Annotated in this window: 24 protein-coding genes and 2 tRNA genes; 10 read left to right on the top strand and 16 right to left on the bottom strand. The window is 60.5% G+C overall.

What is annotated here, in order from left to right; genetic code table 11:
* Positions 1-46 precede the first annotated feature (46 nt).
* Positions 47-418: a ribonuclease P protein component gene (gene rnpA, locus NW807_RS08320; RefSeq protein ID WP_414393714.1), complete on the top strand. Its 372-nt coding sequence runs from the start codon at positions 47-49 to the stop codon at positions 416-418.
* A gap of 168 nt (positions 419-586) precedes the next feature.
* On the opposite strand, the gene NW807_RS08315 is transcribed toward rnpA, so the two are convergent.
* Complete coding sequence (locus tag NW807_RS08315) at positions 587-727, bottom strand: hypothetical protein (RefSeq protein WP_414419991.1); 141 nt, start codon at positions 725-727, stop codon at positions 587-589.
* Between the two features lie 143 nt (positions 728-870).
* On the opposite strand from NW807_RS08315, the gene NW807_RS08310 reads away from it, so the two are divergent.
* The 4 genes from NW807_RS08310 to miaB all read left to right on the top strand — a co-directional run bounded on the left by NW807_RS08310 (position 871) and on the right by miaB (position 6,126).
* A complete protein-coding gene (locus NW807_RS08310) occupies positions 871-1,458 on the top strand; it encodes a Uma2 family endonuclease (protein WP_414393719.1) in 588 nt (195 codons plus the stop codon).
* Between the two features lie 136 nt (positions 1,459-1,594).
* Positions 1,595-3,112 carry a S41 family peptidase gene (locus tag NW807_RS08305; RefSeq protein WP_414425803.1) on the top strand — a complete coding sequence of 506 codons (1,518 nt, stop codon included), beginning with the start codon at positions 1,595-1,597 and terminating at the stop codon, positions 3,110-3,112.
* Between the two features lie 138 nt (positions 3,113-3,250).
* Entirely contained in the window at positions 3,251-4,600 is a 1,350-nt protein-coding gene (locus tag NW807_RS08300; RefSeq protein ID WP_414393723.1) for an adenylosuccinate synthase, read from the top strand.
* A 164-nt stretch (positions 4,601-4,764) separates the two neighbouring features.
* A complete protein-coding gene (gene miaB, locus NW807_RS08295; RefSeq protein ID WP_414393726.1) occupies positions 4,765-6,126 on the top strand; it encodes a tRNA (N6-isopentenyl adenosine(37)-C2)-methylthiotransferase MiaB in 1,362 nt (453 codons plus the stop codon).
* Here the strand turns inward: miaB and NW807_RS08290 are convergent.
* Positions 6,126-6,197 (bottom strand) — tRNA-Thr (locus tag NW807_RS08290). The two genes, miaB and NW807_RS08290, sit on opposite strands and share 1 nt — an antisense overlap.
* Positions 6,198-6,201: 4 nt before the next feature.
* A tRNA-Tyr gene (locus NW807_RS08285) sits at positions 6,202-6,287 on the bottom strand.
* 144 nt (positions 6,288-6,431) lie between these two features.
* On the opposite strand from NW807_RS08285, the gene lysA reads away from it, so the two are divergent.
* The 3 genes from lysA (at position 6,432) to NW807_RS08270 (ending at position 9,660) form a co-directional block, all read left to right on the top strand.
* Positions 6,432-7,802: a diaminopimelate decarboxylase gene (gene lysA, locus NW807_RS08280; protein ID WP_414393729.1), complete on the top strand. Its 1,371-nt coding sequence runs from the start codon at positions 6,432-6,434 to the stop codon at positions 7,800-7,802.
* Positions 7,803-7,984: 182 nt separating this feature from the next.
* Complete coding sequence (gene cdaA, locus NW807_RS08275) at positions 7,985-8,908, top strand: diadenylate cyclase CdaA (RefSeq protein ID WP_414393732.1); 924 nt, start codon at positions 7,985-7,987, stop codon at positions 8,906-8,908.
* Positions 8,909-8,913: 5 nt separating this feature from the next.
* Positions 8,914-9,660, top strand: a complete 747-nt coding sequence (locus NW807_RS08270) for an isoprenyl transferase (RefSeq protein WP_414393735.1) — start codon at positions 8,914-8,916, stop codon at positions 9,658-9,660.
* Between the two features lie 53 nt (positions 9,661-9,713).
* On the opposite strand, the gene NW807_RS08265 is transcribed toward NW807_RS08270, so the two are convergent.
* The 8 genes from NW807_RS08265 to NW807_RS08230 form a co-directional block, all read right to left on the bottom strand.
* Positions 9,714-10,298 (bottom strand): CPP1-like family protein, encoded by a 585-nt coding sequence (locus NW807_RS08265; protein WP_414405324.1) that lies wholly within the window; start codon positions 10,296-10,298, stop codon positions 9,714-9,716.
* A gap of 33 nt (positions 10,299-10,331) precedes the next feature.
* Positions 10,332-11,525, bottom strand: a complete 1,194-nt coding sequence (locus tag NW807_RS08260; RefSeq protein WP_414405323.1) for a cysteine desulfurase family protein — start codon at positions 11,523-11,525, stop codon at positions 10,332-10,334.
* 87 nt (positions 11,526-11,612) lie between these two features.
* Positions 11,613-12,938, bottom strand: a complete 1,326-nt coding sequence (rodA, locus tag NW807_RS08255; RefSeq protein ID WP_414410502.1) for a rod shape-determining protein RodA — start codon at positions 12,936-12,938, stop codon at positions 11,613-11,615.
* 244 nt (positions 12,939-13,182) lie between these two features.
* Positions 13,183-14,316, bottom strand: a complete 1,134-nt coding sequence (locus NW807_RS08250) for a histidine kinase (RefSeq protein WP_414393744.1) — start codon at positions 14,314-14,316, stop codon at positions 13,183-13,185.
* A gap of 56 nt (positions 14,317-14,372) precedes the next feature.
* The gene (locus tag NW807_RS08245; RefSeq protein ID WP_414393745.1) at positions 14,373-14,549 is read right to left on the bottom strand and encodes a DUF3285 domain-containing protein; all 177 of its coding nucleotides are present in this window, start codon (positions 14,547-14,549) and stop codon (positions 14,373-14,375) included.
* A 79-nt stretch (positions 14,550-14,628) separates the two neighbouring features.
* Positions 14,629-15,207 carry a leucyl/phenylalanyl-tRNA--protein transferase gene (gene aat / locus NW807_RS08240; RefSeq protein ID WP_414393747.1) on the bottom strand — a complete coding sequence of 193 codons (579 nt, stop codon included), beginning with the start codon at positions 15,205-15,207 and terminating at the stop codon, positions 14,629-14,631.
* 2 nt (positions 15,208-15,209) lie between these two features.
* Entirely contained in the window at positions 15,210-15,683 is a 474-nt protein-coding gene (locus NW807_RS08235) for a hypothetical protein (RefSeq protein WP_414393749.1), read from the bottom strand.
* A gap of 99 nt (positions 15,684-15,782) precedes the next feature.
* A complete protein-coding gene (locus tag NW807_RS08230) occupies positions 15,783-16,964 on the bottom strand; it encodes a metallophosphoesterase family protein (RefSeq protein ID WP_414425802.1) in 1,182 nt (393 codons plus the stop codon).
* A 192-nt stretch (positions 16,965-17,156) separates the two neighbouring features.
* On the opposite strand from NW807_RS08230, the gene NW807_RS08225 reads away from it, so the two are divergent.
* Positions 17,157-17,585, top strand: a complete 429-nt coding sequence (locus tag NW807_RS08225) for a Fur family transcriptional regulator (RefSeq protein ID WP_414405319.1) — start codon at positions 17,157-17,159, stop codon at positions 17,583-17,585.
* Between the two features lies 1 nt (position 17,586).
* Here the strand turns inward: NW807_RS08225 and NW807_RS08220 are convergent, their stop codons facing one another.
* The 3 genes from NW807_RS08220 to NW807_RS08210 all read right to left on the bottom strand — a co-directional run bounded on the left by NW807_RS08220 (position 17,587) and on the right by NW807_RS08210 (position 20,822).
* A complete protein-coding gene (locus tag NW807_RS08220; RefSeq protein ID WP_414425801.1) occupies positions 17,587-19,692 on the bottom strand; it encodes a thioredoxin domain-containing protein in 2,106 nt (701 codons plus the stop codon).
* 87 nt (positions 19,693-19,779) lie between these two features.
* The gene (locus NW807_RS08215; protein WP_414405317.1) at positions 19,780-20,283 is read right to left on the bottom strand and encodes a GNAT family N-acetyltransferase; all 504 of its coding nucleotides are present in this window, start codon (positions 20,281-20,283) and stop codon (positions 19,780-19,782) included.
* Between the two features lie 71 nt (positions 20,284-20,354).
* Positions 20,355-20,822, bottom strand: a complete 468-nt coding sequence (locus NW807_RS08210) for an SRPBCC family protein (RefSeq protein WP_414425800.1) — start codon at positions 20,820-20,822, stop codon at positions 20,355-20,357.
* Between the two features lie 278 nt (positions 20,823-21,100).
* Here NW807_RS08210 and NW807_RS08205 point away from each other — a divergent pair, with 278 nt between their 5' ends.
* Positions 21,101-21,868 carry a DUF502 domain-containing protein gene (locus tag NW807_RS08205; protein WP_414393761.1) on the top strand — a complete coding sequence of 256 codons (768 nt, stop codon included), beginning with the start codon at positions 21,101-21,103 and terminating at the stop codon, positions 21,866-21,868.
* Here NW807_RS08205 and NW807_RS08200 read toward each other — a convergent pair.
* Entirely contained in the window at positions 21,865-22,197 is a 333-nt protein-coding gene (locus NW807_RS08200; RefSeq protein WP_414425799.1) for a TIGR03792 family protein, read from the bottom strand. The genes NW807_RS08205 and NW807_RS08200 overlap by 4 nt on opposite strands.
* 14 nt (positions 22,198-22,211) lie before the next feature.
* On the bottom strand, positions 22,212-23,486 hold a 1,275-nt coding region (aroA, locus tag NW807_RS08195), incomplete at its 5' end, for a 3-phosphoshikimate 1-carboxyvinyltransferase (protein ID WP_414425798.1).

Genomic DNA, 23,486 nt, shown 5'->3' with positions numbered 1-23,486 from the left:
GCCACAAGCAAGTGTTAACTTGGGGTGGGATCTGGGAGCCGCCACCATGCTACCTGCTCCTTATCGCTTGCGGGATCGGCGGGCATTTCAGGCACTTTACCAGGCAGGTCAGCGGCGTTCCACGGCGGGCTTGACCCTGCTGTTTCAGCCAATGCCGGCAGGAGGTGAAGGGATCCCTAGCCAGGTGGGGCTGGCGGTCAGCAAAAAGGTAGACAAATCGGCGGTACGGCGAAATCGGCTGCGACGTCGCTTACGGGAGGCCATACGCCTTCTCTGTCCCCAGCTAAAGCCCGGCTATCAGCTGCTGTTTATCCCCAAGCCCAATTTGCTTACCTACAAGTGGCCGGAGCTGCAAGCAGAGGTGCGCTACCTTCTCCAGAAGGCCGATTTACTCGCTAGCCCAGAGGCGAATTCCTAGGGGCGGGCAGGCTGGGCTACTGCTACTGGCTGTCCTAGAGAGCAGAGTAACCCCTTCCAGGAGATTTTGGAATGCCAGCTCTTCGACCTATGCCCGGTGTAAACCGGCGCAGTCGTTGTTGCCGAAAACTATGCTCTGGCTGAAGTCTCAGCCAGGGATCCCAATCCGCTAACACCCGCCGTATTTGCAGGCAATGTTGTCGGTCAACTGCCCAATGGCACTGAAGTGCAGGTCATGGTCGCCGATACCCTGGTGCGATACCTCCGTTGGGGTGCAGAGGGATCCCTTGCCGAAGCAGCGCTGGCCCACTTCAACGAGCTTGCCACCAACTGGTTTTGTGCTCTGAGAATGGTGCTTGACAGGCACACAGAAGAGGTGCGCCTCAGGTATTGCAGCAGGGATCCATCCTCAAGCCCGGACAAAGTTTTGCATGGGAGTGTCCAGTTCCTGCCATGACGGTCTTAACACTCAATCTCAGCCCTTTGATGACTCTGACGCGGGAGGATTTTATCCGGCTGTGTGCGGCCAATCCTGAGCTAAAGCTGGAGCGCACCGCCCAGGGAGAGCTGGTGATTATGTCTCCAACCGGAGGTGAAATTGGCAACCTCAACTTTGAAATTGCGGGGGCAGTCTATGTCTGGAACCGCCAATCAGGTCGAGGCAAAGCCTTTGATTCTTCCACGGGGTTTTCTCTGCCTTCAGGCAGCGACCGCTCTCCTGACCTGGCCTGGATCCCGCTGGAAAAGTGGGAGGCTCTGGATCCCCAGACCCGCCGGGGATTCTTGCCCCTGTGTCCTGACTTTGTGGTGGAGATCCTCTCGCCCACCGATTCTTGGGTTCAAGCCCAGGCCAAGATGCAGGAGTACTTGGACAACGGCTGTCGCTTGGGGTGGCTTTTGGATCCCAAGGCCAAGCGGGTGATGATCTACCGGGCAGGACAGGCGCCGGAGCTAGTGGAAGACCCAGAAACCTTGTCGGGAGAAGACGTGCTCCCCGGCTTCACCCTGCCCATCCGCAAAATTTGGTCTGCCGAGAGCTAAGGGATCCGCAAAAGGGGAAACAACTGGTAGTGTCTTAATGGCTTCAAAAACAAGCATTTGGCCCTGCCGACAGGGGTGGAGCAGATTGCCCAGAGTTTATCCTATTCACAGCATCTGCAAACAAGGGCAGGCCACCATGAAGGGGTTTGCGCGGGCAATTCGGGTGTGGGGCACGGTCGTGGCGCTCAGCGGAGCCCTTCCTGGCAAAGTGATAGGGCAGCCAGGCTTGCCGCCGGTGCCGGTCGTCCCCTCTGTTGAGGAGCCGAGAGTCGATCCAGTTCCTCCGTCCCCAGAGGTGTCCCCTGCTTCCAGGATACCGGCCGCTTCCCCGCCAATGGGCCAGGATCTGCGCTACCTGGTGAAGTTGTTCATCAACGAGTCTTGGCAAGCGGGCAAGCAAGCTGCTGCGGTCAACTACAACGACCTCTACAGCCGCCTGTTGACCCGCACCTACAGGGATCCCCGCCCGCCTATCGAAGTCGAGTACGAGCTGATTCGAGAGATCCTGCGCGAATACGGGGATCCCGCCGATCGCTTCTGGGATCCGCAAAGCTTTAGGGACCTGCTCAGCCGTCCTCGCCCACCTCTCCAGGCACGTCAGATTGGCCCGCGCCAGGTTTACTTAGCGGTGCCGGAGCTCACCCCTGCCACTGCCCAGCAGATCCGCCAAGCCCTCTACACTCAGGATTACAGCCAGGGCATTGTCCTCGACCTGCGCGGGTCGGTGGGCTATGACCCGCAAGTGATAGCGGATGTGGCGCGCCTATTTTTGCCTCGCTCCGTGCAACCGCTGCTGGTTACCGAAGACCGCTTTGGTCAGTCCACCCGCTGGAACAGCGAAAACCTGCCGCTAGCTGCCGGGATCCCCTTGGTCGTCCTTGTCGACAGCAACACCCGCCAGGGGGCCACCCTCCTGGCAGCTCAGTTGGGAGCTAGCGGCAACACCGTTATTGTGGGACAGACCGCCCAAGGCAGCGAGCGGCAGACCCGCTTCTTTGCCCTTCCTTCTGGCGCAGCGGTGGAGCTGGCCGTGGCCACCTGGAAGACCGGCGATGGACGCTCCTTAGCCCAGGGCTTGGTGCCCCTGCAAAAGGTAGAGGGAGATGAGGACGCTTGGCTAAAAGCCGCTCTAGAGGCCCTGGCCCTACCCCCCCGCCAGCCCAGCCCCCCGCCCCGCCCCACCGTCCTGGTTCAAGAGGGTCGCGTCGGTCGCTTTGTCCTGGGCATGGATACCCGCAACGTCGATACCCACCTTTTGGGCAACGTGGATCTCATCCCCGCCGAGTCACGGGCCAACGTCTTTCAGCCCAACAGCGACCTGAAGATCTTCTACTTGCAGGACTACATCCTCTTTGCCTACCGCCGTCCGGGCGTCCTCAATAGCTTTTTTGCCGACCGCATCTACACCACCCACCCCGAAGCCATGACTGGCGAAGGGATCCGCATCGGCTCCACCTACTCGGAAGTCATTGCCACCTACGGCGGCCCCGGGGAAAATGGCTACAACGAGGTCGTGCCCTATCCCAAAGGGAGCCGGGAATACCTGCGCGACGACCGCTACTATGTCAACTACGACGCCCTCGGCCTGTCTTTTGCCTTTGCGGTGGGCTCTAACCGGGTTACCGCCATTGGCCTGTTCAAGCCGGGGAGTTGAGAGAGCAAAAAGTTAATCGATTGTTAACCTTTTTGTCAAAGGCCCTCAACACCAGCCGGAGCAATGGGGTAAATTAGTGCAGCGGCCCCGGAAGAGGGGTTTTTGTGCTGTTTACATTACCGACTGGGGGAGAAGCCTTTGGCAAACGTTGTAGTTGTTGGTGCCCAGTGGGGCGACGAGGGAAAAGGGAAAATTACCGACCTCCTCAGTGAAAAAGCCCATGTGGTCGTCCGCTACCAAGGCGGCGTCAACGCCGGCCACACCGTGGTGGTGGGGGGCCAGACCTTTAAGTTGCACCTCATTCCCTCTGGCATTCTCTACCCCGATAAGCGCTGTGTCATCGCCAGCGGCACGGTGATCGATCCCGAAGTCTTGCTGGCCGAGATCGACCAGCTGCACCAACTGGGGATCTCCACCCACAACCTCTACATTGCCGAAACGGCCCACGTAACCTTGCCCTACCACCGCCTCATCGACGTGGCCGAAGAAGAGCGGCGCGGCATCTACAAGCTGGGCACCACTGGGCGAGGCATTGGCCCCACCTATGCCGACAAGGCCGAGCGCATGGGCATCCGCGTCGTGGACTTGATGTACCCCGACCAACTGCGGGAGCGCCTCAGTTGGGCCATTCCCTACAAGAATGTTTTGCTGGAGAAGATCTACAACCTGCCCCCCCTGGATCCCGAGCCGATTATCGAACAATACCTGGCCTATGCCGAGCGGCTGCGCCCCTATGTTACCGACGCCGCCCTGCTTCTCACCCAAGCCATCGAGGAGCGGCAGAACATCCTCTTTGAGGGGGCGCAGGGTACGCTGCTGGACATTGACTATGGCACCTACCCCTACGTCACCTCCTCCCATCCCATTGCTGGCGGCGCCTGCGTGGGGGCTGGAGTTGGCCCCACCAGCATCGACCGGGTGATCGGGGTAGCCAAGGCTTACACCACCCGCGTCGGCGAAGGCCCCTTCCCCACCGAACTGAAAGACGAGATTGGCGCCTATTTGCAATCTGCCGGCGGCGAAGTCGGCACCACTACCGGGCGGCAGCGGCGCTGTGGGTGGTTTGATGGCGTCATCGGGCGCTACGCTGTGCGCATCAACGGCCTCGACTGCCTGGCCATCACCAAGCTGGATGTCCTGGATGCTCTGGACGAAATCAAGGTGTGTGTGGCCTACGAGTACCAGGGCCGTGAGATCCACCACTTTCCCAGTGACGCTCGGGTCTTTGCCCAGTGCAAACCCATCTACAAAACCCTGCCCGGCTGGAGGTGCTCCACCAAAGGCTGCCGCTCCGTTGAGGACTTGCCCCCCGAAGCCTACGACTACCTGAAGTTTTTGGCCCAGTTGATGCAGGTGCCGATTGCCATTGTCTCGCTGGGGGCCAGCCGCGACGAGACCATCATTGTCGAGGATCCCATCCACGGCCCCAAGCGCGCCCTGCTCTACCCCAATGGCAGCAAGCAGGTTCACGCCCTCATGCCGGACTGAGGATCGGCGGCTAGTCCCCTGGGGAGCACTGCTTTGGCAAAGCCAGCCCCAGCTTGGGCCGCCCCGAGGGGTCGAGGGAACCCTTGGAGTTGCCGCCACTGCTTCACTTAAGGATCCGCTAAGCTCAAAGGTAGAGATTGCTTGCCCTGTCTTCTGGTCTTCCCATGGCTGCTCCCACCTACTCCATCATCACCTTCGGCTGTCAAATGAATCGGGCCGACAGCGAGCGCATGGCCGGGATCCTGGAGTCGCTGGGGTATGTGCGTGCCGAAGACGCGCTGCAGGCGGACTTGGTTCTCTTTAATACTTGCACCATCCGCGACAACGCTGAGCAAAAGGTGTATTCCTACCTAGGCATCCAGGCGCAGCGCAAGCGGAAAAACCCCGCTATCAAGCTCATCGTGGCCGGCTGCGTGGCCCAGCAGGAGGGAGAGCGGCTGCTGCGCCGCGTCCCCGAGCTCGATCTAGTCATGGGCCCTCAGTACGTCAACCGCCTTGGGGATCTGCTGGCCCAGGTGGAGGCCGGCAACCAAGTGGTGGCCACTGAGCCCGTCGAGATCCCAGAAGACATCACCAAACCCCGCCGCGACAGCCGGGTAACAGCCTGGATTAACGTTATCTACGGCTGCAACGAGCGCTGCACCTACTGCATTGTGCCGCTGGTGCGGGGACGGGAGCAATCGCGCCAACCCCAGGCCATCCGCGCCGAGATGGAGGACGTAGCCCGAGCTGGCTACCGCGAGGTAACCCTACTGGGGCAAAACATCGACGCCTACGGGCGGGATCTGGATCCCAAGACCAACTTGGCCAGCTTGCTGCGCTTTGTCCACTCAGTGGAAGGGATCGAGCGGATCCGCTTTGCCACCAGCCACCCGCGCTACTTCACGGAAGAGCTCATTGCCACCTGTGCCGAGCTGCCTAAGGTGTGCGAGCACTTCCACATTCCCTTCCAGGCGGGCAGCGACGAAGTCCTCAGGCGGATGCGGCGCGGCTATACCCAGGAGCGCTACCGCCAGCTCATCCAGCTCATCCGCCAGTACATACCTGAAGCCACCATTAGCGCCGATGCCATCGTTGGCTTCCCCGGCGAAACAGAGGCCCAGTTCCAGGAAACCCTGCAACTGGTGAAGGATATCGGCTTCGATTTCCTCAATACCGCTGCCTACTCCCCCCGCCCTGGCACGCCAGCAGCCGAGTGGCCCGACCAAGTGCCGGAAGAGGAAAAAAGCGATCGCCTGCAACGACTCAACCGCCTGGTGGCCGAGGTGGCTGCCGCCCGCAGCGCTCGACTGCTGGGCCAGGTGCAGGAGGTGCTGGTGGAGGGCCCCAACCCCAAAAATCCTCGCCAAGCTATGGGACGTACCCGCGGCAACCGCATCGTTTTCTTCGACGGCGATCCTGAACAACTGCTGGGATCTCTGGTGCCAGTGCGCATCACCGCCACGCGGGCCTTTTCCCTCAGCGGCGAGATTGCCAAGCCTGGGGAAGAGAAACCCCAAGCCGCAGAACTTGGGGCTTGCGCCTAAGCCCACGACGAGGATTGAACTCGTGACCTCCCCCTTACCAAGGGGGTGCTCTGCCACTGAGCTACGTGGGCGGCATGGTGGGCCGAGTTGGATTCGAACCAACGTAGGCGTAAGCCAGCGGATTTACAGTCCGCCCCCTTTAACCACTCGGGCATCGACCCATAGACGCTGGTCCTCCATGGTAGCAGAAAAAAGAGACTAATGCCCAGGAGCAATCTCTGCCCAGGGGGGTAGAGGGGATCTCCCCGAGGCCAAACTGGAGAGAAAACTTGGTAGGGTGGAAGACAGTCTTTTAGCTGGCAACTATGGTTTCAACCCTCGGCACGCCCCCTTCTGTGGTTTCTCCCAACCAGTCGCTGCAGCCGTTAACCAGCCGCGTCAACAGCCAGGGCCACCTGGAAATTGGCGGCTGTGACGTGGTGGAGCTCGTGCGCCAGTTTGGCTCCCCCCTCTACATCCTGGACGAATGGACCCTGCGGCAGGCCTGCCGTCTCTATCGCGACAGCTGGGCCCGCTGCTACGCCGGCAGCTATCGGGTGTTGTATGCCACCAAAGCCTGGAGCTGCCTGGCCATCTGCGCCTTGGCGCTGCAAGAAGGGCTAGGTCTAGACGTGGCCTCTGGCGGCGAGCTGTACACCGCCCTGCAAGCAGGGGCCAAGGGGGAAGATCTCTACCTGCACGGCAACGCCAAGTCGGCAGAGGAGCTAGCCATGGCCCTTGAGGTAGGCTGCACTCTGGTGGCAGATAGCCTCCACGAGCTGCAGCAGCTGGCCGCTCTGGCCACCCCTGACCGGCCGGCCCGTCTGTTGGTGCGGGTTAACCCTGGCATTGACGTCCACACCCACGAGTACATCCGCACCGGCCAAACCGACAGCAAATTCGGCATTGGCCAATGGCAACTGCCGGAGGTGTTTGATTTTCTGGCAGCCCATCCCCAACTGCACTGCGTCGGGCTCCACGCCCACATTGGGTCTCAGATTTTTGACCTGCAAGGACACCGGGATCTGGCAGGAGTGCTGGCCCGCATTTGGCAGCAAGGGCTAGACAGAGGTCTGCCCCTTCAGGAGCTCAATGTGGGCGGCGGCCTGGGGATCCGCTACGTCGAGTCCGACGATCCCCCATCCATCTCCGAGTGGGTGGAAGCGGTGGCCACGGCAGTGCAGCAGAGTTTCACCGCCGCCGGGATCCCACTGCCCAAGGTGCTCTGCGAGCCTGGGCGCTCTGTGGTTGGGCCAGCGGCGGTAACCGCCTATACCTTGGGGGGCAAGAAGTGGATCCCGCCCAGCGACGACCTTCCCGAAGGCCGCCTCTACGTCACCATCGACGGCGGCATGTCCGACAACCCCCGGCCTATCACCTACGGGGCCCGCTACACCGCCCTCTTGGCCAACCGCCCCGAGGCCGAGGCCACCCAGCGGGTGACAGTGGCCGGCAAACACTGCGAGTCGGGAGATGTGCTCTTGAAAGATGTGCTTTTGCCCAACCCAGCGCCCGGCGAAGTCCTAGTTGTGTTGGCCACTGGGGCCTACAACTACAGCATGGCCTCCAACTACAACCGCTTTCCTCGGCCAGCAGCGGTGCTGGTTAACCAAGGGAAGGCCCAGTTAATCCTGCGGCGGGAAACTTATGCCGATTTAATCCGTCTGGATATCCTACCAGAGCAGTTACGGCGCTAGGGGGCTGCCCCAACCTGCCAAGGGGGATCTAGCCCGCTGGTCTCAACAGGGAAGAGCTGGAGGCCAGGGAGGAGAGCAATGGTAGGCTGGTCAGGGAGCCAAAGTCCAGCAAGATTCTCACTGCAGGACAGCGCAGGCAGAAGGTCTGGAGCACGAGGGGAGCGTGAACGGGGTTTTTCGGCATGCGGGCGGCCTTATGGGCTTGGCTACAGCAATTTAACCCTCTCAGCCTCTTGGACGGGGCTCTGGCTGTCCTGCTACTGGCTTTGGCCCTCTATTCCACCCGCAAGAGCCGGGCTGGTGTCCTACTGCGGGGATTTACGGTACTGTTGGTACTTTACCTGGCCTCAGCCTCGCTGCCGCTGGTGCACCTCATCTTGGATCGCCTGCTCCTGGCTGCGGCCGTGGCCATGGGGGTGCTCTTTCAGCCGGAGCTTCGGCAGCTCTTGGAGCAGTTGGCAAAGACCATTCCCCTGGAGTGGTCAGATTCGCCAGACGAGGAGGAGGAAGATTCTGAGGAGGGCTTGGTGGAGGAGGTGGTGCAAGCGGTGCGGGAGCTCTCCCAAAGTCGAACGGGGGCTCTGATTGTGATTGAGCCGGATCAGCCCATTGACTCGCGGGTGTTTACGGACAAGGGGGTCTCCCTTCAGGCACGAGTATCGCGGGAACTCTTGCAGACGATTTTTCAGACCTCGACCTTGCTCCACGACGGGGCAGTTCTTATCCATCGGGATCGCATTCGGGCAGCAGGGGTAATCCTGCCAGTCTCGGAGCGGCCTGCTGGGAGGCACCTGGGCACACGACACCGCGCCGCCATGGGGATTACCGAGCAAGCCAATTGCTTGTGTATCGTGGTTTCAGAGGAAACTGGCTCCATTTCTCTAGCAGAGGGTGGACGCATCGAGCGCCCCCTGACCAGTGCCAGGTTACAGGAGCTGCTGCTGGAGCGGCTACGCCATTCCCGCCAAGCCAAAAAACGAGAGGCTCCTCTGGGGAAACTGGGGATCCACCCTTGGGTTTGTAACGGACTGTTGGGCTGGGGGAGATCCCTGATTGAACTGGCAAAACGCTTTCGCAAACCTAAGAAAACGCTTCCCAAAGGATAACCTCCATGACCCTTTCTCCTGCTCATCTTCTGCAGTTGCCTGCCGATCTCGATCCGCAGTTGTTACCCCGCCACGTGGCCGTGGTGATGGATGGCAACGGGCGGTGGGCGCAAAAGCGAGGGCTTCCTCGCAGCGTCGGCCATCAGCGGGGGGTGGCGGCCTTGAAGGAGCTGGTTCGCTGCTGCCACGACTGGGGGATCCCCCTTCTGACCGTCTACGCCTTCTCCACTGAGAACTGGGGCCGCGCCCGCGAAGAGGTGGATTTTCTCATGACCTTGTTCGAGCAGGTGCTGTGGCAAGAGCTCGAGGAAATGATGGAGCAAGGGGTGCGCCTCCAGTTTGCTGGCCAGCTATCAGCCCTGCCCCCCTCTTTGCAGGAGGCCATTGGGCAGGCAGTGGAGTGTACCCAGCACAACGAGAGCCTTTGCTTGACGGTGGCTCTCAACTACGGAGGAAGGCAAGAGATTCTGGAGGCTTGCCGCTCCATTGCCACCCTGGTTCAGCAGGGACTGCTGCAGCCGGATCAGATCGACGAGGCCCTTTTCTCCCAGTTTCTCTACACCAACGGCCTCTCGGACCCTGACTTGTTAATCCGCACCAGTGGCGAGATGCGCCTCAGTAACTTCTTGCTCTGGCAGATGGCCTACACTGAGCAGTACTTCACCCCCATCCTTTGGCCAGATTTTGACCGCGCTGCTTTTCACCAGGCTCTGCTCAGCTACCAGTCGCGCCAGCGACGATTTGGCAAATGAGAAAACCCCCACTTCTGGAAAAAGGTGAGGGATGAGAGCTCCTTTAGGCGGCACTAGCGCAAAAAGCTGGTTACCAGCCACATCAACCCAAACGTCATCCCCACCAACAGGATGCCAGGAGCATCGCCGCCAGTAAGGGGCAAAGCAAGGGCATAGGCCAACGCCAGCCCCAGGATCAAGGCTGCCAGCGCTAGGAGGAAAGAGCGAAGGAAGCGGCGTTCCTTGCGGTACAGGAAATAGGTAGAGGTCATCAGCCCCAGCGCTAGTTGTAGGGAGGGATACTCTTCAGGGGAGAGGACAACCCAACCCAACAACCCTCCCAAAATCGCTGCCGGCCAAAGGACAGCGGCTACCGAAGGAGTGTCCAGCCAGCGACTCTTCTGGACGGGGCGGGGTAAATTCAACGCTGGCTCGGGAGGAGCAGGACGCTGTTCAGCGTAGCGAATGCGATCCGGGACAGGGATCTTGCCCTCTTTGCGCAGGCGCAGGCGCTGCATCAGAATGGCGTCGTAGGCTTGTTCCACCCGCTCTTGCTGCTCTTCATCGGCAGCCAAGCTGGCCAGAAGCCGTGCCCGCGCCGACTGGATCTCCTCAAAAGAGGCTTCTTCACTGACCCCCAGCACTTGATAGGGACTCATCTCAGCCATGGCGACCAGTCTTGTGACTCTCTATCACCTTAACCTAGCCGCCAATTCAGGAAGGGGTTGGGGAGCTGGCTCGGAAACAGAAAGGAGCACCGCCCGCAGCGATTGGGCCACTTGCTCAACTGCTGCTTGAGTGGTGGCTCTGCCAAGGCTAAGGCGAATAGACCCGAGGGCCTCGGCTTCAGAATAGCCCATGGCTAGGAGAATGCGGCTAGGGATCTGTTGGCCGCTGCTGCAGGCAGAGCCGGCACTGATAGCGATCCCCTGGCGGCTCATCTCCCGCACCAGCACGTTCCCCGAAATCGCGGTAGTGCAGTAACTGAGGTGGTGGGGCAGTCGTTGCTCCAGCTCCGCAGGGCCAGTTAGCCGCAAACTGGGCACGGCAGCTAGTAATTGTGCCAAGTGCCGTTGCAGCTGTCGCAGGCGGGCCGTCTCCTGCTGCAGCTCTTGGGCTGCCAGGGCCGCCGCCACCCCTAGACCGACAATGGCAGGGATCCCTTGGGTGCCGGGCCGCAGCCGCCGTTCTTGCCCGCCCCCCCCTAGCAGCGGCTGCAGCTCTACTCCTGGCCGGACATAGAGCGCTCCCACCCCTTGAGGGCCATAGAGCTTGTGCCCAGAAAGGGAGAGCAGATCCACCGGCAGCTGCGCCAGATCCAAGGGGATCCGCCCCACCGTCTGCACCGCGTCGGTGTGGAACAGGACCCCCGCTTGGCGGCAGATCTGCCCCAGCTCGGCAATGGGCTGCAGGGATCCCACCTCGTTCTGACCATGGACAACGGAGACCAAAACGGTGTTGGGCTGGAGCGCCTGGAGCAACGCTTGGGGATCCACCTGGCCGGCAGCATTTACCGGCAGGCGGGTCACCTGCCAGCCCTGGGCCTGCAAGCGGCGGGCGGCATTCTCCACCGAGGCATGCTCAACGCTCGAGATGATTAGGTGCTGCGGCTGGGAGTAGCGCTGCGCCACCCCAAATAAGGCCAAGTTGTTAGACTCCGTCCCGCCGGAAGTAAACACCAGGGCCTCCGGCTCACAGTTGAGCAGCCCAGCCACCTGCTGCCGCGCCCGTTCCATGGCCATGGCAGCCCGTTCTCCCCACCCGTGCAAGCTGGAGGGGTTGCCCCAACTTTCCTGCATCGCCAGCCGCATGGCCTCGATCACCTCCGGACGCGGCGGGGTAGTAGCACTGTGATCGAAGTACAGGGCGGGATCCAGATTGGGCATGGGCAGCTCAGCTTCTAGGATTTGCTGTCCCCATCTTAGTGTTGGCAGCAGCTTACTGGGGCTTTGTCCTCCCTCGCGACGGCTAGGTTACTTTTTCCTGAAAAGGCTAGGGGGTTGGCGGTGCAGAACCACCGATTCCACCAGGCCAATGGCCAGAAAGTTGGCTAGCAAAGCCGAGCGGCCATAGCTTAAAAAAGGCAAAGGCAACCCCGTAATGGGAGCTAGGCCAACGGTCATGCCGATGTTGATCACTGCCTGAAAGAGGATCATCGCCAGCACCCCAATGGCGATCAGAGACCCGAAGTTGTCCTTAGCTCCTTGGGCAATCCAAATTAGCCGTGCACACAGAATCCAAAGCAGGATCAACACCGTCAAGGTGCCGACAAAGCCCATCTCTTCCCCGATGGCGGAGAAAATGAAGTCGGTATGTTGCTCGGGGATGAAGTCCAGTTGGGTTTGGGTGCCCTGGTGGAGGCCGCGGCCCCAGAGCCCGCCAGCGCCAATGGCAATGCGAGACTGGATGAGGTGGTAGCCAGATCCCCAGGGCTCTTGGGTAGGGTCGAGGAAGATCTCCAGCCGCCGCCGCTGGTAGGGCTTGAGCAGGTTCCAGGCCACCTGGCCTAGCTGCCCCGAGAGCAGGTTAATGACACCAAAGGTCACTGCCCCTGTCCACCGCCAAGGCAGCTTCCAAGCGGCTAGGCTTGCCATGCCCAGACACCAGAGTAACCAAACCCAGATCATCCAACTCAGCTCGGGGCGGGTGTGCAGGCCGTAGAGAATGGCTCCCACCCCTGGCGACACCAGCAAGAGGATCCAACTGCCCTTGGCTCCAGCCCAGTAGAGCATGGCTAGCAAGATAGCCACAAACACCAGGGCCGTACCCAAATTGGGCTGAAGAAAGATCAAAATCCAAGGAGGGGCGACGACGGCAACAGCTACCCAAATCTGGCTGAAGTACCTGATTGGCCAGTGATGCAAAATGGCCGCCAGGGTAATAATGACCCCCACCTTGGCAAACTCGGACGGTTGCACCTGAACGCCGGCAATGGAGATCCACCGCTCGGCTCCCCCTGCTGCTGTGCCGAAAAAAAGCACCGCAATCAAGCCCGCCAAGCTTAGGAAGTAGGTCAACCAGTGCCAGCGCAACAACCGCTCATAGGGGATCCGGGCCACCATCCCCAAGAGCACCAGGCCGATGCCAGCCATGATCAACTGCTGCAGCCAGTAATGGCTGACGGGGCGCCCCCAGACCGCGCTGCGGATGGCAATGATGCCGATGCCCGTCAAGGTCAGCACCGTAGCTAGCAAAATGCCGTCAAACTCCTGCCAAGGCGACAAGATTTGCTGTAGGCGCTGTTTCCAGCTTGCCCGGGGGGGCACTTTCGGCTCAGCGCTGTGCAGGAAGCGGGTCATACCTAGGGAGCAACGCCGGCACTAGTTTATCCCAGCTCTGCCGGTGTCCCCACCAGGCAGCAGCAAGTAATCGGTATCGACCGCCATCCCTGACCCAGGACGCTAGGCCACAACCTCGCCCCCAGTTGCCCATAGGTTTCAGTATCCAGGCGGGTACTGAAGCCGATAACGGCTTTATTCACACCATCACACGGTACTCCTCGTGCGGCCGCCCTAGTTTTGACCAATTTTTAGCGGGGGCCAGCTAGTGCCCACTGAGGCGATAGACCGGCAGGGTGAAATGAAAACTGCTGCCCTTACCTGGGATAGATTCCACCCAAATCTGGCCGTAGTGGGCACGCACGATGCGACGGCAGAGGGAAAGGCCAATGCCGTAGCCCTCCTGCTGCTGATCGCGCTCTAGGCGCACAGCCTCGGAGAAGATCTTCTCTTGCTCAGCTTCAGGGATCCCAGGGCCAGTATCGCTGACAGTCACTTGGATCTTTTGACTGGTGCGGTGAAGGATGGCAAGGCGAATAGATCCCCCGGCAGGGGTGTACTTGATGGCGTTGTCCAGGAGGTTAAAGATCACCTGGCGGATTTTGTCGGGATCCACGTGAACCGTGGGCAGATCCAGGGGAATATCGACTTGAAACTGCAACTGCTTGGCCTGGATACGGGGCTGCAGCTCCTCAATAAGCGGCTGGCATAGGCTAGCCAGTTGGGTTTCTACCGCCCGGATCCTCAGCTCCGAAGCGCTGCCGCGGGCCGATTCAAGAATGTCGGTGATCATGCTGTCCATCTTGCGCAACTGCTGGCGGGCGTGCTCGAACAGTTGCCGCTCCAGAGCCTTGTCCAGGGATCCCTCGCGCGCTTGCTGCAGGGTTTCCACCGCTAGAGCTGTAGCCGTCAGAGGGCTGCGCAAATCGTGAACCAGCATCGCCAGAACGCGGTCTTTAAAATCCAGCTGTTCCCGCAATTGGGCTCGCTCTTGCCGCAGCAAGAACACCTCCTCTGACAGCTGGAGCAGCGCCTCGGTGATGGGAGGAGGGGTGGGATCCTGACCCTCCTTTTGTTGGTGGGAGGCAAGAGCCGCCTGACCCTGCCAGCGAGGCCACCACACTTCCAGTTGCGTCGCCAAGTCCTCCCCCGCCAAAACCTGGGCTGGCAAGGGCTCTGCCTTCACTAAAGCGGGGGTCACCACCAGCTTGTAGTGCTCCGCCAGGTAGGGGTGCTCTTCTAGCGGCACCACTTTTAGATGGGCAGGATATTGGCCAGGTAAGCTCTGGATGTGCCGACGGAGTTGCTCTGCCAGTTCTTCGACGTTGGCTCGGCCTTGGGCAAACAACAGCAGCCGAATGGTGGAACGGGTAGAAGCGCAATCTAGCGAGGTTTGCATAGGCCAAAGTCCAAAGGGCGGCGGGTACCTTGAGCTCACCCTCCACGCCGTTGAGCTTAGCGAAACAGGTAGGCCAGACCCACCAGCACAGCCACTAGCCCCACCGTGGTCAAGCTGAAGTGCAGGAGAGAGGTTCTGCCTTTGCGCACCATGTTGCGCATGGCCAGGCGAACATAGCTGGGCGAGGATCCCTTCTCGCTCTGCGAGGAGCTAACCGGCGAAGGCTGGGACATTGGGATGTCGGAAACGCGGGCCGATACCTCTAACCTAGCTCAAGCTGCCCCCGTTAATACACCTGCGGCCACCAGCTCATCAGTCAAACCGGCAAGGGATCCCTAGGCACTGCTGCAACAGCTTTCGGTACTCTTGGCCATCCACGAGAAAAGCCCCAAAGCGGGCCAGGTGCGGGTTCATTAGCTGGGCGTCAAAAAGGCGAAAGCCCCGCTCCCGCAGGTGTTCCACCAACTTCACCAGCGCCACTTTGGAGCCATTGGGAATGCGGTAAAACATCGACTCGCCAATGAAAGCCGCCCCCAAGGTAATGCCCAGGATCCCGCCTGCGAGAACTTCTCCCTGCCAGGTCTCAAAGCTGTGAGCAAACCCCGCTTGGTGCAGAGCTAGGTAAATCTGCTTTAACTCCGAGCTAATCCAGGTTTTTGGTCGAGCAGCGCAGCCCTCCACCACCTGCTCAAAAGCGCTGTTGATGCGCACCTGAAAGCGACCGCTGCGCACTAGGGGCCTCAGGGAGCGCGGACAGTGAAACCGCTCGTCCAGAGGGATTAGCGCATGCTGCCTACAGCCATACCACCCCAGGGATCCCGTCTCTTCATCGGCCATGAGAAAGTAGCCCTGGGCATAGCCGGCCACAATGGCGGTTATGTCTACCTGCATACTCATTGCCAGTTTGGCGAGAGGGTGGCGAAATCCCCCGCCTCGGCCTTGGGGTGACAATCCACACAGCCACTTACTCGCACTGGGGTAGGAAAGTCCACCTGCAGGTGCAAAGCCCGGAAGTAGCGAGACTCGGCTAGACGATAGGGCACTGGCTCCCCCTGCCGCAGCGGACGAGAGTTGGGCCGTAAATAGCCCCAAGCCAGTTGGAAAGTCACACCGGTCAAGGGCTGAATCTGCTGGCCGTAGTGGTTGGGATCCTGCAGCAGCCGTTGCCAGGTTTCGGTGGGCAACACCTGAGCGGGCAGCGCCACGTGGCAGGTGCCGCAACTGCGCACGTACTGAGCCTGCGCCAGCTGGGTCGGGGTGAGATCCTGCTGCGCTTGTACCCCAGCTAGCAGGGATCCCATCAAGCCGGCCAGCAGCGCAATCCAGCTGACAAGCCAAAATTGCCGCCGTCGTTTTAAGGAAGCCATGCTCTTGCCTTGAGTTTCAATAGATCCCCTAGTGAGTTTCCAGGATGAGCCTCTCCTGCCAGCCAGTAATCTAGAGCAGCCGGGTGCTGTTTGGCTGGCCTAATCCCGGCAGAGGGATCCAAGACGAGCCCGGCAGATGGCAATTTCCGCGGGGGTAAGGCTATCCCAGCGGACATCGCGGCGCAGAACCAAGCCATTGTGACCGGTGAGGAAGCGAGGGAGCTGGGCCTGGTCAATCACACTTAGATCCCGCATGTCGTAGGTTGTGTAGTGGGTAATCTCTGGGGAGGCGAAGTCAATGTCGATGAGGGTAAGGGTCTTGCGGGGTGGCAGGGGGCTGCCCAACAGGGGGCGGGGCCCAGAGCCGAGAGCGCCACAGTGAAGCAGCTGCAACTGTCCCTTGTAGCCAGGATAGTAGGCGTGGTGGTGGCCGCTGATGTAAACATGGACGCGGTACCTTTCCAGCAGAGCTCGCTTGGCCTCAGCATCCAGCAGCACTTCCCCCGGATTGTCGCGCCCGACGGCAACGGCATAGAGGGGCAGGTGACCAATGACGATGCGCAGCTTGGCCTGTTGAGCCCGCTCGCTGGCTAGCGCTGCTTCTGCCCAAGCCATCTGTTCAGGGGGAATGAAGTTGCAGCTAGCATCCCAAACTAGGTAGAAAACCCCATCTTTTTCAAAGGTGTAATAGAAGGGGAAATCGCCCCGATCCACAAAATTCAGGCCGGGATCATGGGCGGGATCGTTCCAAAACTCGCGCGCCAGATCCCGTTCCTTTTGAAAGAGAAAACCACCGCGGGCGTTGCGGGCACAGGAAGCATCGTGGTTGCCCAAGGTAAAGCCATAGGGCAGTTGGGCAGCGCGCAGCGGAGCTGCCACGTGTTGGTCAAAGGCTGCCCACATGGCGCGGATGCGCTCTTCGGAAAGGCGGGGATCCTGCCCTGCCACCATGTCCCCTCCTCCCAAGACGATATCCGGCTGGAAGTAGGGGATGAGGCGGATGGCCCGATCCACCTCTGGGTCATAGTCCACCGAGCCGTAGAGGCCATTTAGGTCACTAATCACCACGAGGCGCAGATCTCGGCGGGGAGGGATGTAGAAGCCGCGAGGAGCTTCGGGATGGGGGACAGCCGTAGGGGTGGGCTGCGGCAGCAGAGGTGGCGCTTCCCTTGTCGGCTTTGGCTGAGAAGCCAGGGGCTGCCGACTGGCCCAGTAGGCCCCTGCCCATGCGCTGCTAACGGCTAACCCCAACAAGCCTAGGAGCAGCTTGCGCCGCCTCATCCTAACTCCTCCTCCACACCCCAGCGGTATTGTAGAAAATGGACAGGCTGCTGTTGGCGCCACGGCCTGGAGAGGTCGACGGCCAGTTTTTTGAAGGCTTTGGGGTGGCTTCTAGAAGCCAAATCGCGGATGCTAGGCTAAGTTGGATTGGCAATTCGCTATCTCGAACTCGGTATGGCTTGAGGTTTTCCCATGCCTCGCCCTGTGGATTCTTTGGAAGCTGCGCTAGAGCGATGCCGGGAGTGCAATCTTCGTCTTAGCCGGCAGCGCCGCTACATTTTGGAACTCTTGTGGCAATGTGGCGAGCACCTCTCGGCGCGAGAAATCTACGACCGTCTTAATCGGCAAGGCAAGCCCATTGGCCACACTTCCGTCTATCAAAACCTAGAGGCTCTGGCTAGGCACAACATCATTGAGTGCCTGGATCGCGCTGATGGGCGCCGCTACGGCAGGTGTACCCACCCCCACAGCCATGTCAATTGTCTAGATAGCAACCGCATTCTCGACGTAGAGGTAGAGTTGCCGCCGGAGTTGCTGGCTGAGGTGGAGCAAAAGACCGGCACCCGCATCCACAGCTATCGCATCGAGTTCTTTGGTGTGGAAAATCCAGGAAGAAGCTAAGTCAGTAGGAGCGGTTTTGTCCCCTGTTGATCTGAGACTGGATTTGTTCCAGCGAGCTGGCCGGGGCCAGGCACTTGCTGCCCCAACACACCAAGCCCACCGTCCCTGGCGGCAGGGGCTCTGCCTCTGCAGGCAAAGTAAAGACGGCAGTGGGCCAGGGGCGCTGTTGGAAGGTGGGGATGTGCTCAGCTCCTAAGGTCACCTTCACCCAGTTGCTGTACCAGTCTAGCCCAAGGAATAGAGTGGGACAGACCCGCGGCTGGGTACTCATAGGGTGGGCAAAAGTTTTCAGGGCCTGCTCTGCTCGCTCCAGATAGTCCAGATCGCCCGTGAGGGCAGCCAGACGCACCAGGTTGGCGATGGCCACACCATTGGCTGACGGCATGGCGCTGTCCTGGAAGTCTTTCTCCCGCACCAGGAGTTCAGCGGCGCTCTGGGCATCGCTGACAAAGTAACCTCCCCTGGCCGTATCCCACAGTTGCGCGTCCATCTCCTGCTGCAACTGGATGGCAGCCTCCAGCCAGTACTGGGAAGTGGGATCCCCTGCTCGACCTAGGCAGGCCTGGTGCAGATCCAACAGGGCCTTGATGAAGAGGGCGTAGTCTTCGGATTTGGCAGGCACCTGGGGTGTGCCGTCGTAGTTCAACCGCAGCAGGGATCCCGTGTCGGGATGGCGCTGGCGGCTAAGGATGAACTGGGCAGCCCGCAAGGCCAACTGCAGGTACTCCTCGTCGCCAAACACCTGGTAGGCCCGTGCCAGCCCCGAGATCATCAGGCCGTTCCAGGAGACGATCATCTTGGTGTCCGTAACAGGCGGGATCCGCCCTGGCCAAGGGTGTTGGCGGGCCGATTGGGCATCTACTGCCGGCGGGAAGGGGATCCTGCGCTCGGTGGAGCCGTAGCGAGCCCGAAACAGATGAGTGGTCAAGGCGGTCTCGACTTCCGGCGGCAGCTCTCCCCCCTGTTGGCGCTGGAGGACAATGCAGCCGGGCCGGTCGGGGAAATTGCCCCCTGGCAACAGGAAGAAAGCCTGCTGCAGAGCGCGGAAGGTTTCTTCATCGAGCAAATCTTGCAGCTCCTGCCAGCGCCAGACATAGAACTCCCCCTCCTCGGGCTCCGCATCTTCTCGCCGGGCAAAACTATCGGCATCCTGGGCCGCATAGAAATACCCAGCAGGAGCTGTCATCTCCCGCGCCACCCACTCCACCGTCAGGCGCACCGCCCGCTCGATGGCAGCGTCCCGGATGCCGTGGGCCCACAGCTCTGCCAAGAACTCCAAGATCTGCCCGTTGTCGTAGAGCATCTTTTCAAAGTGGGGCACCGTCCAGGTGGGATCCACGGTGTAGCGGTGAAAGCCACCGGCCACATGGTCGAAGATCCCACCCAACACTAGGGCCATGGCCCGCTCCTTGGCCCGTTCCAGAGCTGTCGGCAAGCCAGTGATCCCTTCCGGCGGGTCGAAGCGGGCCGAGCGCAGCACCAACTGGGCATAGGGCATCATGGGGAACTGCTGCACCGCCCCAGCGTTGGTGAGCAAGGGCTGGATCTTGGCGATCCCGGAGCGCAGTAAGTCGGGTGGAATATGGTCTTCTGGCACTAGGTCGCTGAGGGTGGTCAGGGCCGTCAAAATCTGGCCCTTCATCTCCGCAATTTTTTCTTTTTCCTGCCGGTAAAACTGCAGGACGCGCTGCAGCACCGTTAGAAACCCTGGCCGGCCAAAGCGGGGCTTCACGGGAAAATAGGTGCCTGCATAAAACGGCACCAGGTCATTGGGTGTGAGAAAGACATTGAGAGGCCACCCTCCCTGCCCGCTCATGAGTTGCAGCGCCTGCATGTAGATGCTGTCCAGATCGGGCCGCTCCTCGCGATCGACCTTGATGGGCAAAAAGTGGGCATTCAAGAAAGCGGCAATCTCGGGGTCCGAGAAGGCCTCTCCCTCCATGACCGTGCACCAGTGGCAACTGGAGTAGCCAATAGACAGAAAAATCGGCTTATCCTCAGCCCGGGCTTTCTCCAGGGCCTCCGGGATCCAAGGCCACCAATCCACTGGATTATTGGCGTGCTTGCGCAGGTAGAGGCTAGAACACGTGGCGAGGCGATTGGCCATAGGTAAACCCTCTCACCTTTTTTGCTCAGGCTAGCGCGTCCTCCCCTCGAGGCCAAGCCAGACCCCTGTCCCCCCTTGCCTCGGGGATTAGACCTGCTCCTGTTTGGCGGCTGGGATTAAAAACTCCAGCGATCGCCCATAGAGAACCAAAGTGGTGCTGGGGTTTTCCACAAAACCAATCCGCTCGTAAAAGCCGCGCTGATGGGTGGTGAACACGTAGATGCGCTCCACCGACTGCAGGTGGGGATGGCTAATTAGGGTTTCCACCAGCTTGCGCCCAATGCCCTGGCGGCGGTAGTCGGAATCCACCACAATATCCCAGAGGACGGCCCGGTAAACTCCATCGGAGGTGGCGCGGCCAAAGCCAATCAGGCGCTCCCCGTCCCAGGCGCTGACCACCGGATGGCTGTGGGCAATGGCCCGCTCCATCTCTTCCCGACGGCGGTTTTGCGCCCAAAAGGCATTGCGGTTCAATAGCAGCAGAAGCTGATCCAAGTCCAGCTCGCCCCGCTCTAGAGAAAAGCGAATGTTGCGGTTGTCAACAGGCTGAGAAGAAGAGGCAACAAGAGGCTGAGGAGGGGGATCGGGCATGTTCAAATCTTTGCCGCAGCGAGAGTGGTCAAGCAAGAAGCCAAGAAGACAGCTTGCCCAACCAGGCGGAGCTAGCTGGCCGAGGCGCTGTCAGAGCTTAACCTCGCCTGCTCCAAGGCATAGGCTTTGAAGCGCTCCAAGTCCGCTTGGATGGTGCTTTCCACTACCTTACCCACAAACAGGCCATCTAGAATTTTGCCCAGAATGCCTGGAATCTTGTAGGCCACTGACAGCTTCACAATGGTACTACCCTTGCGATCATAAAACCGCAGCGCCCCCCGATTGGGCAGCCCTTCCACCGATTGCCAGGCGATGCGTTGGTGTTTCACCACTGTGTGGGTGCGGGAGATCCAACTGAAGGTAAAGCCGCGCGTAGCAAGCGTCCACCGCGATAGGTCGTGATCCAGCAATTCCACCGAGCGAATCCACTGCATCCAACGCGGCATGAGGGCCAGGTTGGACCACAGCTCCCAAACCTGTTCAATGGGAACCGGCACCTCCACCTGACAGGTGTGCTCTAACCAATCTGACTCCGCCATGGCGCCTCCCACACAAGATGTAGCAGAAGGGGGAAGCCACCCTCAGCCCTGGCCACCAAGCCGCTGGGGGATCCCTGCCTTTACAAAATTTTATATCGGCCTAAGATAGCATTATCAGCCCAAGGCAAAATCGGGGGCTTTGCGCCTTTGGCCAGCAAAGTGCGGTCGATGCCTATTATGAGGTGAGGCATAAGGGGGGTATCATGATTGCCACCTGCAAGCTTCACCTGCATTGGCCCGCTGCACTCAGCTGTTTGACTTGACAGGACGACCTCACCATGGTTTCTCAGTGGAAACAGCATCTTAAAAACTACTTCGTGGCGGGATTGCTGGTGGTGATTCCTCTAGCAACCACCATTTGGCTGATGGTGGAAGTGGCCACCTGGAGCATCGGTTTTCTGACCAGCATTCCTAAGCCGTTTAACCCCATCCAAGGGCTGCACCCCATCCTGGTTAACCTCATCAACCTGGCGGTGGGCTTGCTGACGCCAATCTTGCTTATTTTGCTGATTGGCTTCATGGCCCGCAACATTGTCGGCCAGTGGCTGCTCAACCTAAGCGAGCAGCTGCTCCATGCCATCCCAGTGGCGGGGCTGGTGTACAAAACCCTAAAGCAATTGCTTAGTGTCTTATTTGCTCCCAACAACCAGGGGTTTCGGCGGGTGGTGCTGGTAGAATACCCCCGGCCAGGGATCTGGGCTTTGGCTTTTGTGACGGGCAGCATTCAAACTCCCATCCGACTGGGCGGGCCCCAGCGTTCCCTTAGCGTGTTTATCCCCACCACTCCCAACCCAACCACCGGCTGGTATGCGATCGTGCCAGAAGATCAGGTGGTGGAGGTGTTCATGCCGGTGGAGGATGCTTTTAAGATGCTCATCTCCGGTGGGATCGTGACCCCGGAAACCTTTGAGGCTGGGCTGCAGCGGCGCGAGGGAGCTCTGGCGGTAACCATGCCCAGCTTGCGGGAGCTGGTGGAACAAGAGCGGGCGGCAGCCTCTGCTAGGACGGACTCAACGGCTGCCGAGGTGGGCTTTGAGGCTTCTTAGCTGGCCGGTTCCTCTCCTAGGAGGTTGGGCTGCCAGAGCTGGTATTCTTTGGCTTGCTCCAGGCGCACGTAGAAGGGCTGCATCTGCCGATCCAAGGCTTCCGCCTGCTCTGGGGGGAAAGCTTTCCAGGCGGCGCGGCTAGCCCAGCGAATGATGAGGTGAACAAGTTCGGGATCCTCGGCGTCAAGCCAGACTTCCTTGCCCAGAAAACCCGGCTGTTGGCGCAGGGCAGCTCCCCAGATCCGCTCGTCTTCCCGAAGGAAAGCCACCTGGCCGCCGGGGGGGACTCGAAAGCAGAGGTGTTCGATGGCAATAGGCTGGTCGGACATCGGCAAAAGTTGTCTTAAGACGCTAATGAAGGGTTGGTCAGCCGCTGCAGGGTGGGAATGAAGTCGGGGTAGGAGATGCGGGCGCAGTCGGCACCGCTGAGGGTGGTGGATCCCTGGGCGGCCAGGGCAGCTACCATCAAGCTCATGGCGATGCGGTGGTCGGCGTGGCTGTCCACCTCTGCTCCCTGCAAGGGGATCCCTCCTTTGATTTCCAGGCCGTCGGGATATTCGGTTACCTGGGCACCCATGCGGCTGAGTTCCTGAGCGATGGCCGCCAAGCGGTCACTTTCTTTTACCCGCAATTCCGCTGCATCGCGAATGACCGTAGTTCCTTCGGCAAAGGCTGCTGCCACCGCCAAAACCGGGATCTCGTCGATTAGGGTGGGAATCAGCTCGCCGCCGATGCTACAGCCTCGCAAACGGGCCGAGCGCACGCGCAGATCCCCCAGAGGCTCGCCGGTCACTTCCCGCTGGTTCTCCACTTGAATGTCGGCCCCCATCTCCTGCAGCACCTGCAGCAGCCCGGTGCGGGTGGGGTTGAGGCCCACACCCTCTAGCAGCAATTCGCTCTCGGGCACAATCGAGCCCGCCACCAACCAGAAGGCTGCCGAGCTGATGTCCCCGGGCACCTGCACCGTCTGGCCCACCAGGCGGGATCCCCCCACCACCGCCACGGTTTTTGTCGCCACATCGACCTGGATCTCGGCTCCGAAGGCCCGCAACATCCGCTCCGAGTGGTCGCGGGAAAGGGCCGGCTCCGTAACCTGAGTGGTGCCTTCTGCCAACAGGCCCGCCAGCAGCAGGCAGGACTTTACCTGGGCCGAGGCCACAGGCGAGTGGTAGTGGATCCCCTTTAAGGATCCCCCCTGCACAGCCAGAGGTGCCAGGTTGCCCCCCGCCCGCCCCCAGATCTGAGCCCCCATCTGCCGCAGCGGCTCCACCACCCGCCCCATAGGCCGCGAGCGCAGGGAGCGATCCCCAGTGACGGCAAAAAAGCGCCCCCGCTGGCCAGCCAGGATCCCCAACATCAGGCGCAAGGTGGTGCCGGAATTGCCGGCATCCAAGACATCTGCCGGCTCCTGTAGGCGATCCAAACCCACTCCCCGGATGCGCACACACTCGCTGTTGAGCTCAGGGATCTCGACTCCCAAAGCCCGAAAGCAAGCCGCTGTGCTGTGGGGATCTTCCCCTAATGACAGACCCTGGATGACCGTTTCCCCTTCCGCCAGGGATCCCAGCATCAGAGCACGGTGGGAGATGGACTTGTCCCCTGGAACCTTAATCTGGCC

The sequence above is a fragment of the Synechococcus sp. R70.1 genome, from assembly GCF_047461675.1.
Classification (GTDB): Bacteria; Cyanobacteriota; Cyanobacteriia; order Thermostichales; family Thermostichaceae; genus Thermostichus.
Note: the sequence above shows the minus strand (reverse complement) of the source record. Positions and strands in the feature narration are given on the sequence as shown.

Bases quoted from the DNA above. Each gene is read 5' to 3' on its own strand.
- rnpA (WP_414393714.1), top strand. From the start codon at position 47: ATGCTACCTGCTCCTTATCGCTTGCGGGATCGGCGGGCATTTCAGGCA.
- NW807_RS08310 (WP_414393719.1), top strand. From the start codon at position 871: ATGACGGTCTTAACACTCAATCTCAGCCCTTTGATGACTCTGACGCGG.
- NW807_RS08305 (WP_414425803.1), top strand. From the start codon at position 1,595: ATGAAGGGGTTTGCGCGGGCAATTCGGGTGTGGGGCACGGTCGTGGCG.
- miaB (WP_414393726.1), top strand. From the start codon at position 4,765: ATGGCTGCTCCCACCTACTCCATCATCACCTTCGGCTGTCAAATGAAT.
- lysA (WP_414393729.1), top strand. From the start codon at position 6,432: ATGGTTTCAACCCTCGGCACGCCCCCTTCTGTGGTTTCTCCCAACCAG.
- cdaA (WP_414393732.1), top strand. From the start codon at position 7,985: ATGCGGGCGGCCTTATGGGCTTGGCTACAGCAATTTAACCCTCTCAGC.
- NW807_RS08270 (WP_414393735.1), top strand. From the start codon at position 8,914: ATGACCCTTTCTCCTGCTCATCTTCTGCAGTTGCCTGCCGATCTCGAT.
- NW807_RS08265 (WP_414405324.1), bottom strand. From the start codon at position 10,298: ATGAGTCCCTATCAAGTGCTGGGGGTCAGTGAAGAAGCCTCTTTTGAG.
- NW807_RS08260 (WP_414405323.1), bottom strand. From the start codon at position 11,525: ATGCCCAATCTGGATCCCGCCCTGTACTTCGATCACAGTGCTACTACC.
- rodA (WP_414410502.1), bottom strand. From the start codon at position 12,938: ATGACCCGCTTCCTGCACAGCGCTGAGCCGAAAGTGCCCCCCCGGGCA.
- NW807_RS08250 (WP_414393744.1), bottom strand. From the start codon at position 14,316: ATGCAAACCTCGCTAGATTGCGCTTCTACCCGTTCCACCATTCGGCTG.
- NW807_RS08245 (WP_414393745.1), bottom strand. From the start codon at position 14,549: ATGTCCCAGCCTTCGCCGGTTAGCTCCTCGCAGAGCGAGAAGGGATCC.
- aat (WP_414393747.1), bottom strand. From the start codon at position 15,207: ATGCAGGTAGACATAACCGCCATTGTGGCCGGCTATGCCCAGGGCTAC.
- NW807_RS08235 (WP_414393749.1), bottom strand. From the start codon at position 15,683: ATGGCTTCCTTAAAACGACGGCGGCAATTTTGGCTTGTCAGCTGGATT.
- NW807_RS08230 (WP_414425802.1), bottom strand. From the start codon at position 16,964: ATGAGGCGGCGCAAGCTGCTCCTAGGCTTGTTGGGGTTAGCCGTTAGC.
- NW807_RS08225 (WP_414405319.1), top strand. From the start codon at position 17,157: ATGCCTCGCCCTGTGGATTCTTTGGAAGCTGCGCTAGAGCGATGCCGG.
- NW807_RS08220 (WP_414425801.1), bottom strand. From the start codon at position 19,692: ATGGCCAATCGCCTCGCCACGTGTTCTAGCCTCTACCTGCGCAAGCAC.
- NW807_RS08215 (WP_414405317.1), bottom strand. From the start codon at position 20,283: ATGCCCGATCCCCCTCCTCAGCCTCTTGTTGCCTCTTCTTCTCAGCCT.
- NW807_RS08210 (WP_414425800.1), bottom strand. From the start codon at position 20,822: ATGGCGGAGTCAGATTGGTTAGAGCACACCTGTCAGGTGGAGGTGCCG.
- NW807_RS08205 (WP_414393761.1), top strand. From the start codon at position 21,101: ATGGTTTCTCAGTGGAAACAGCATCTTAAAAACTACTTCGTGGCGGGA.
- NW807_RS08200 (WP_414425799.1), bottom strand. From the start codon at position 22,197: ATGTCCGACCAGCCTATTGCCATCGAACACCTCTGCTTTCGAGTCCCC.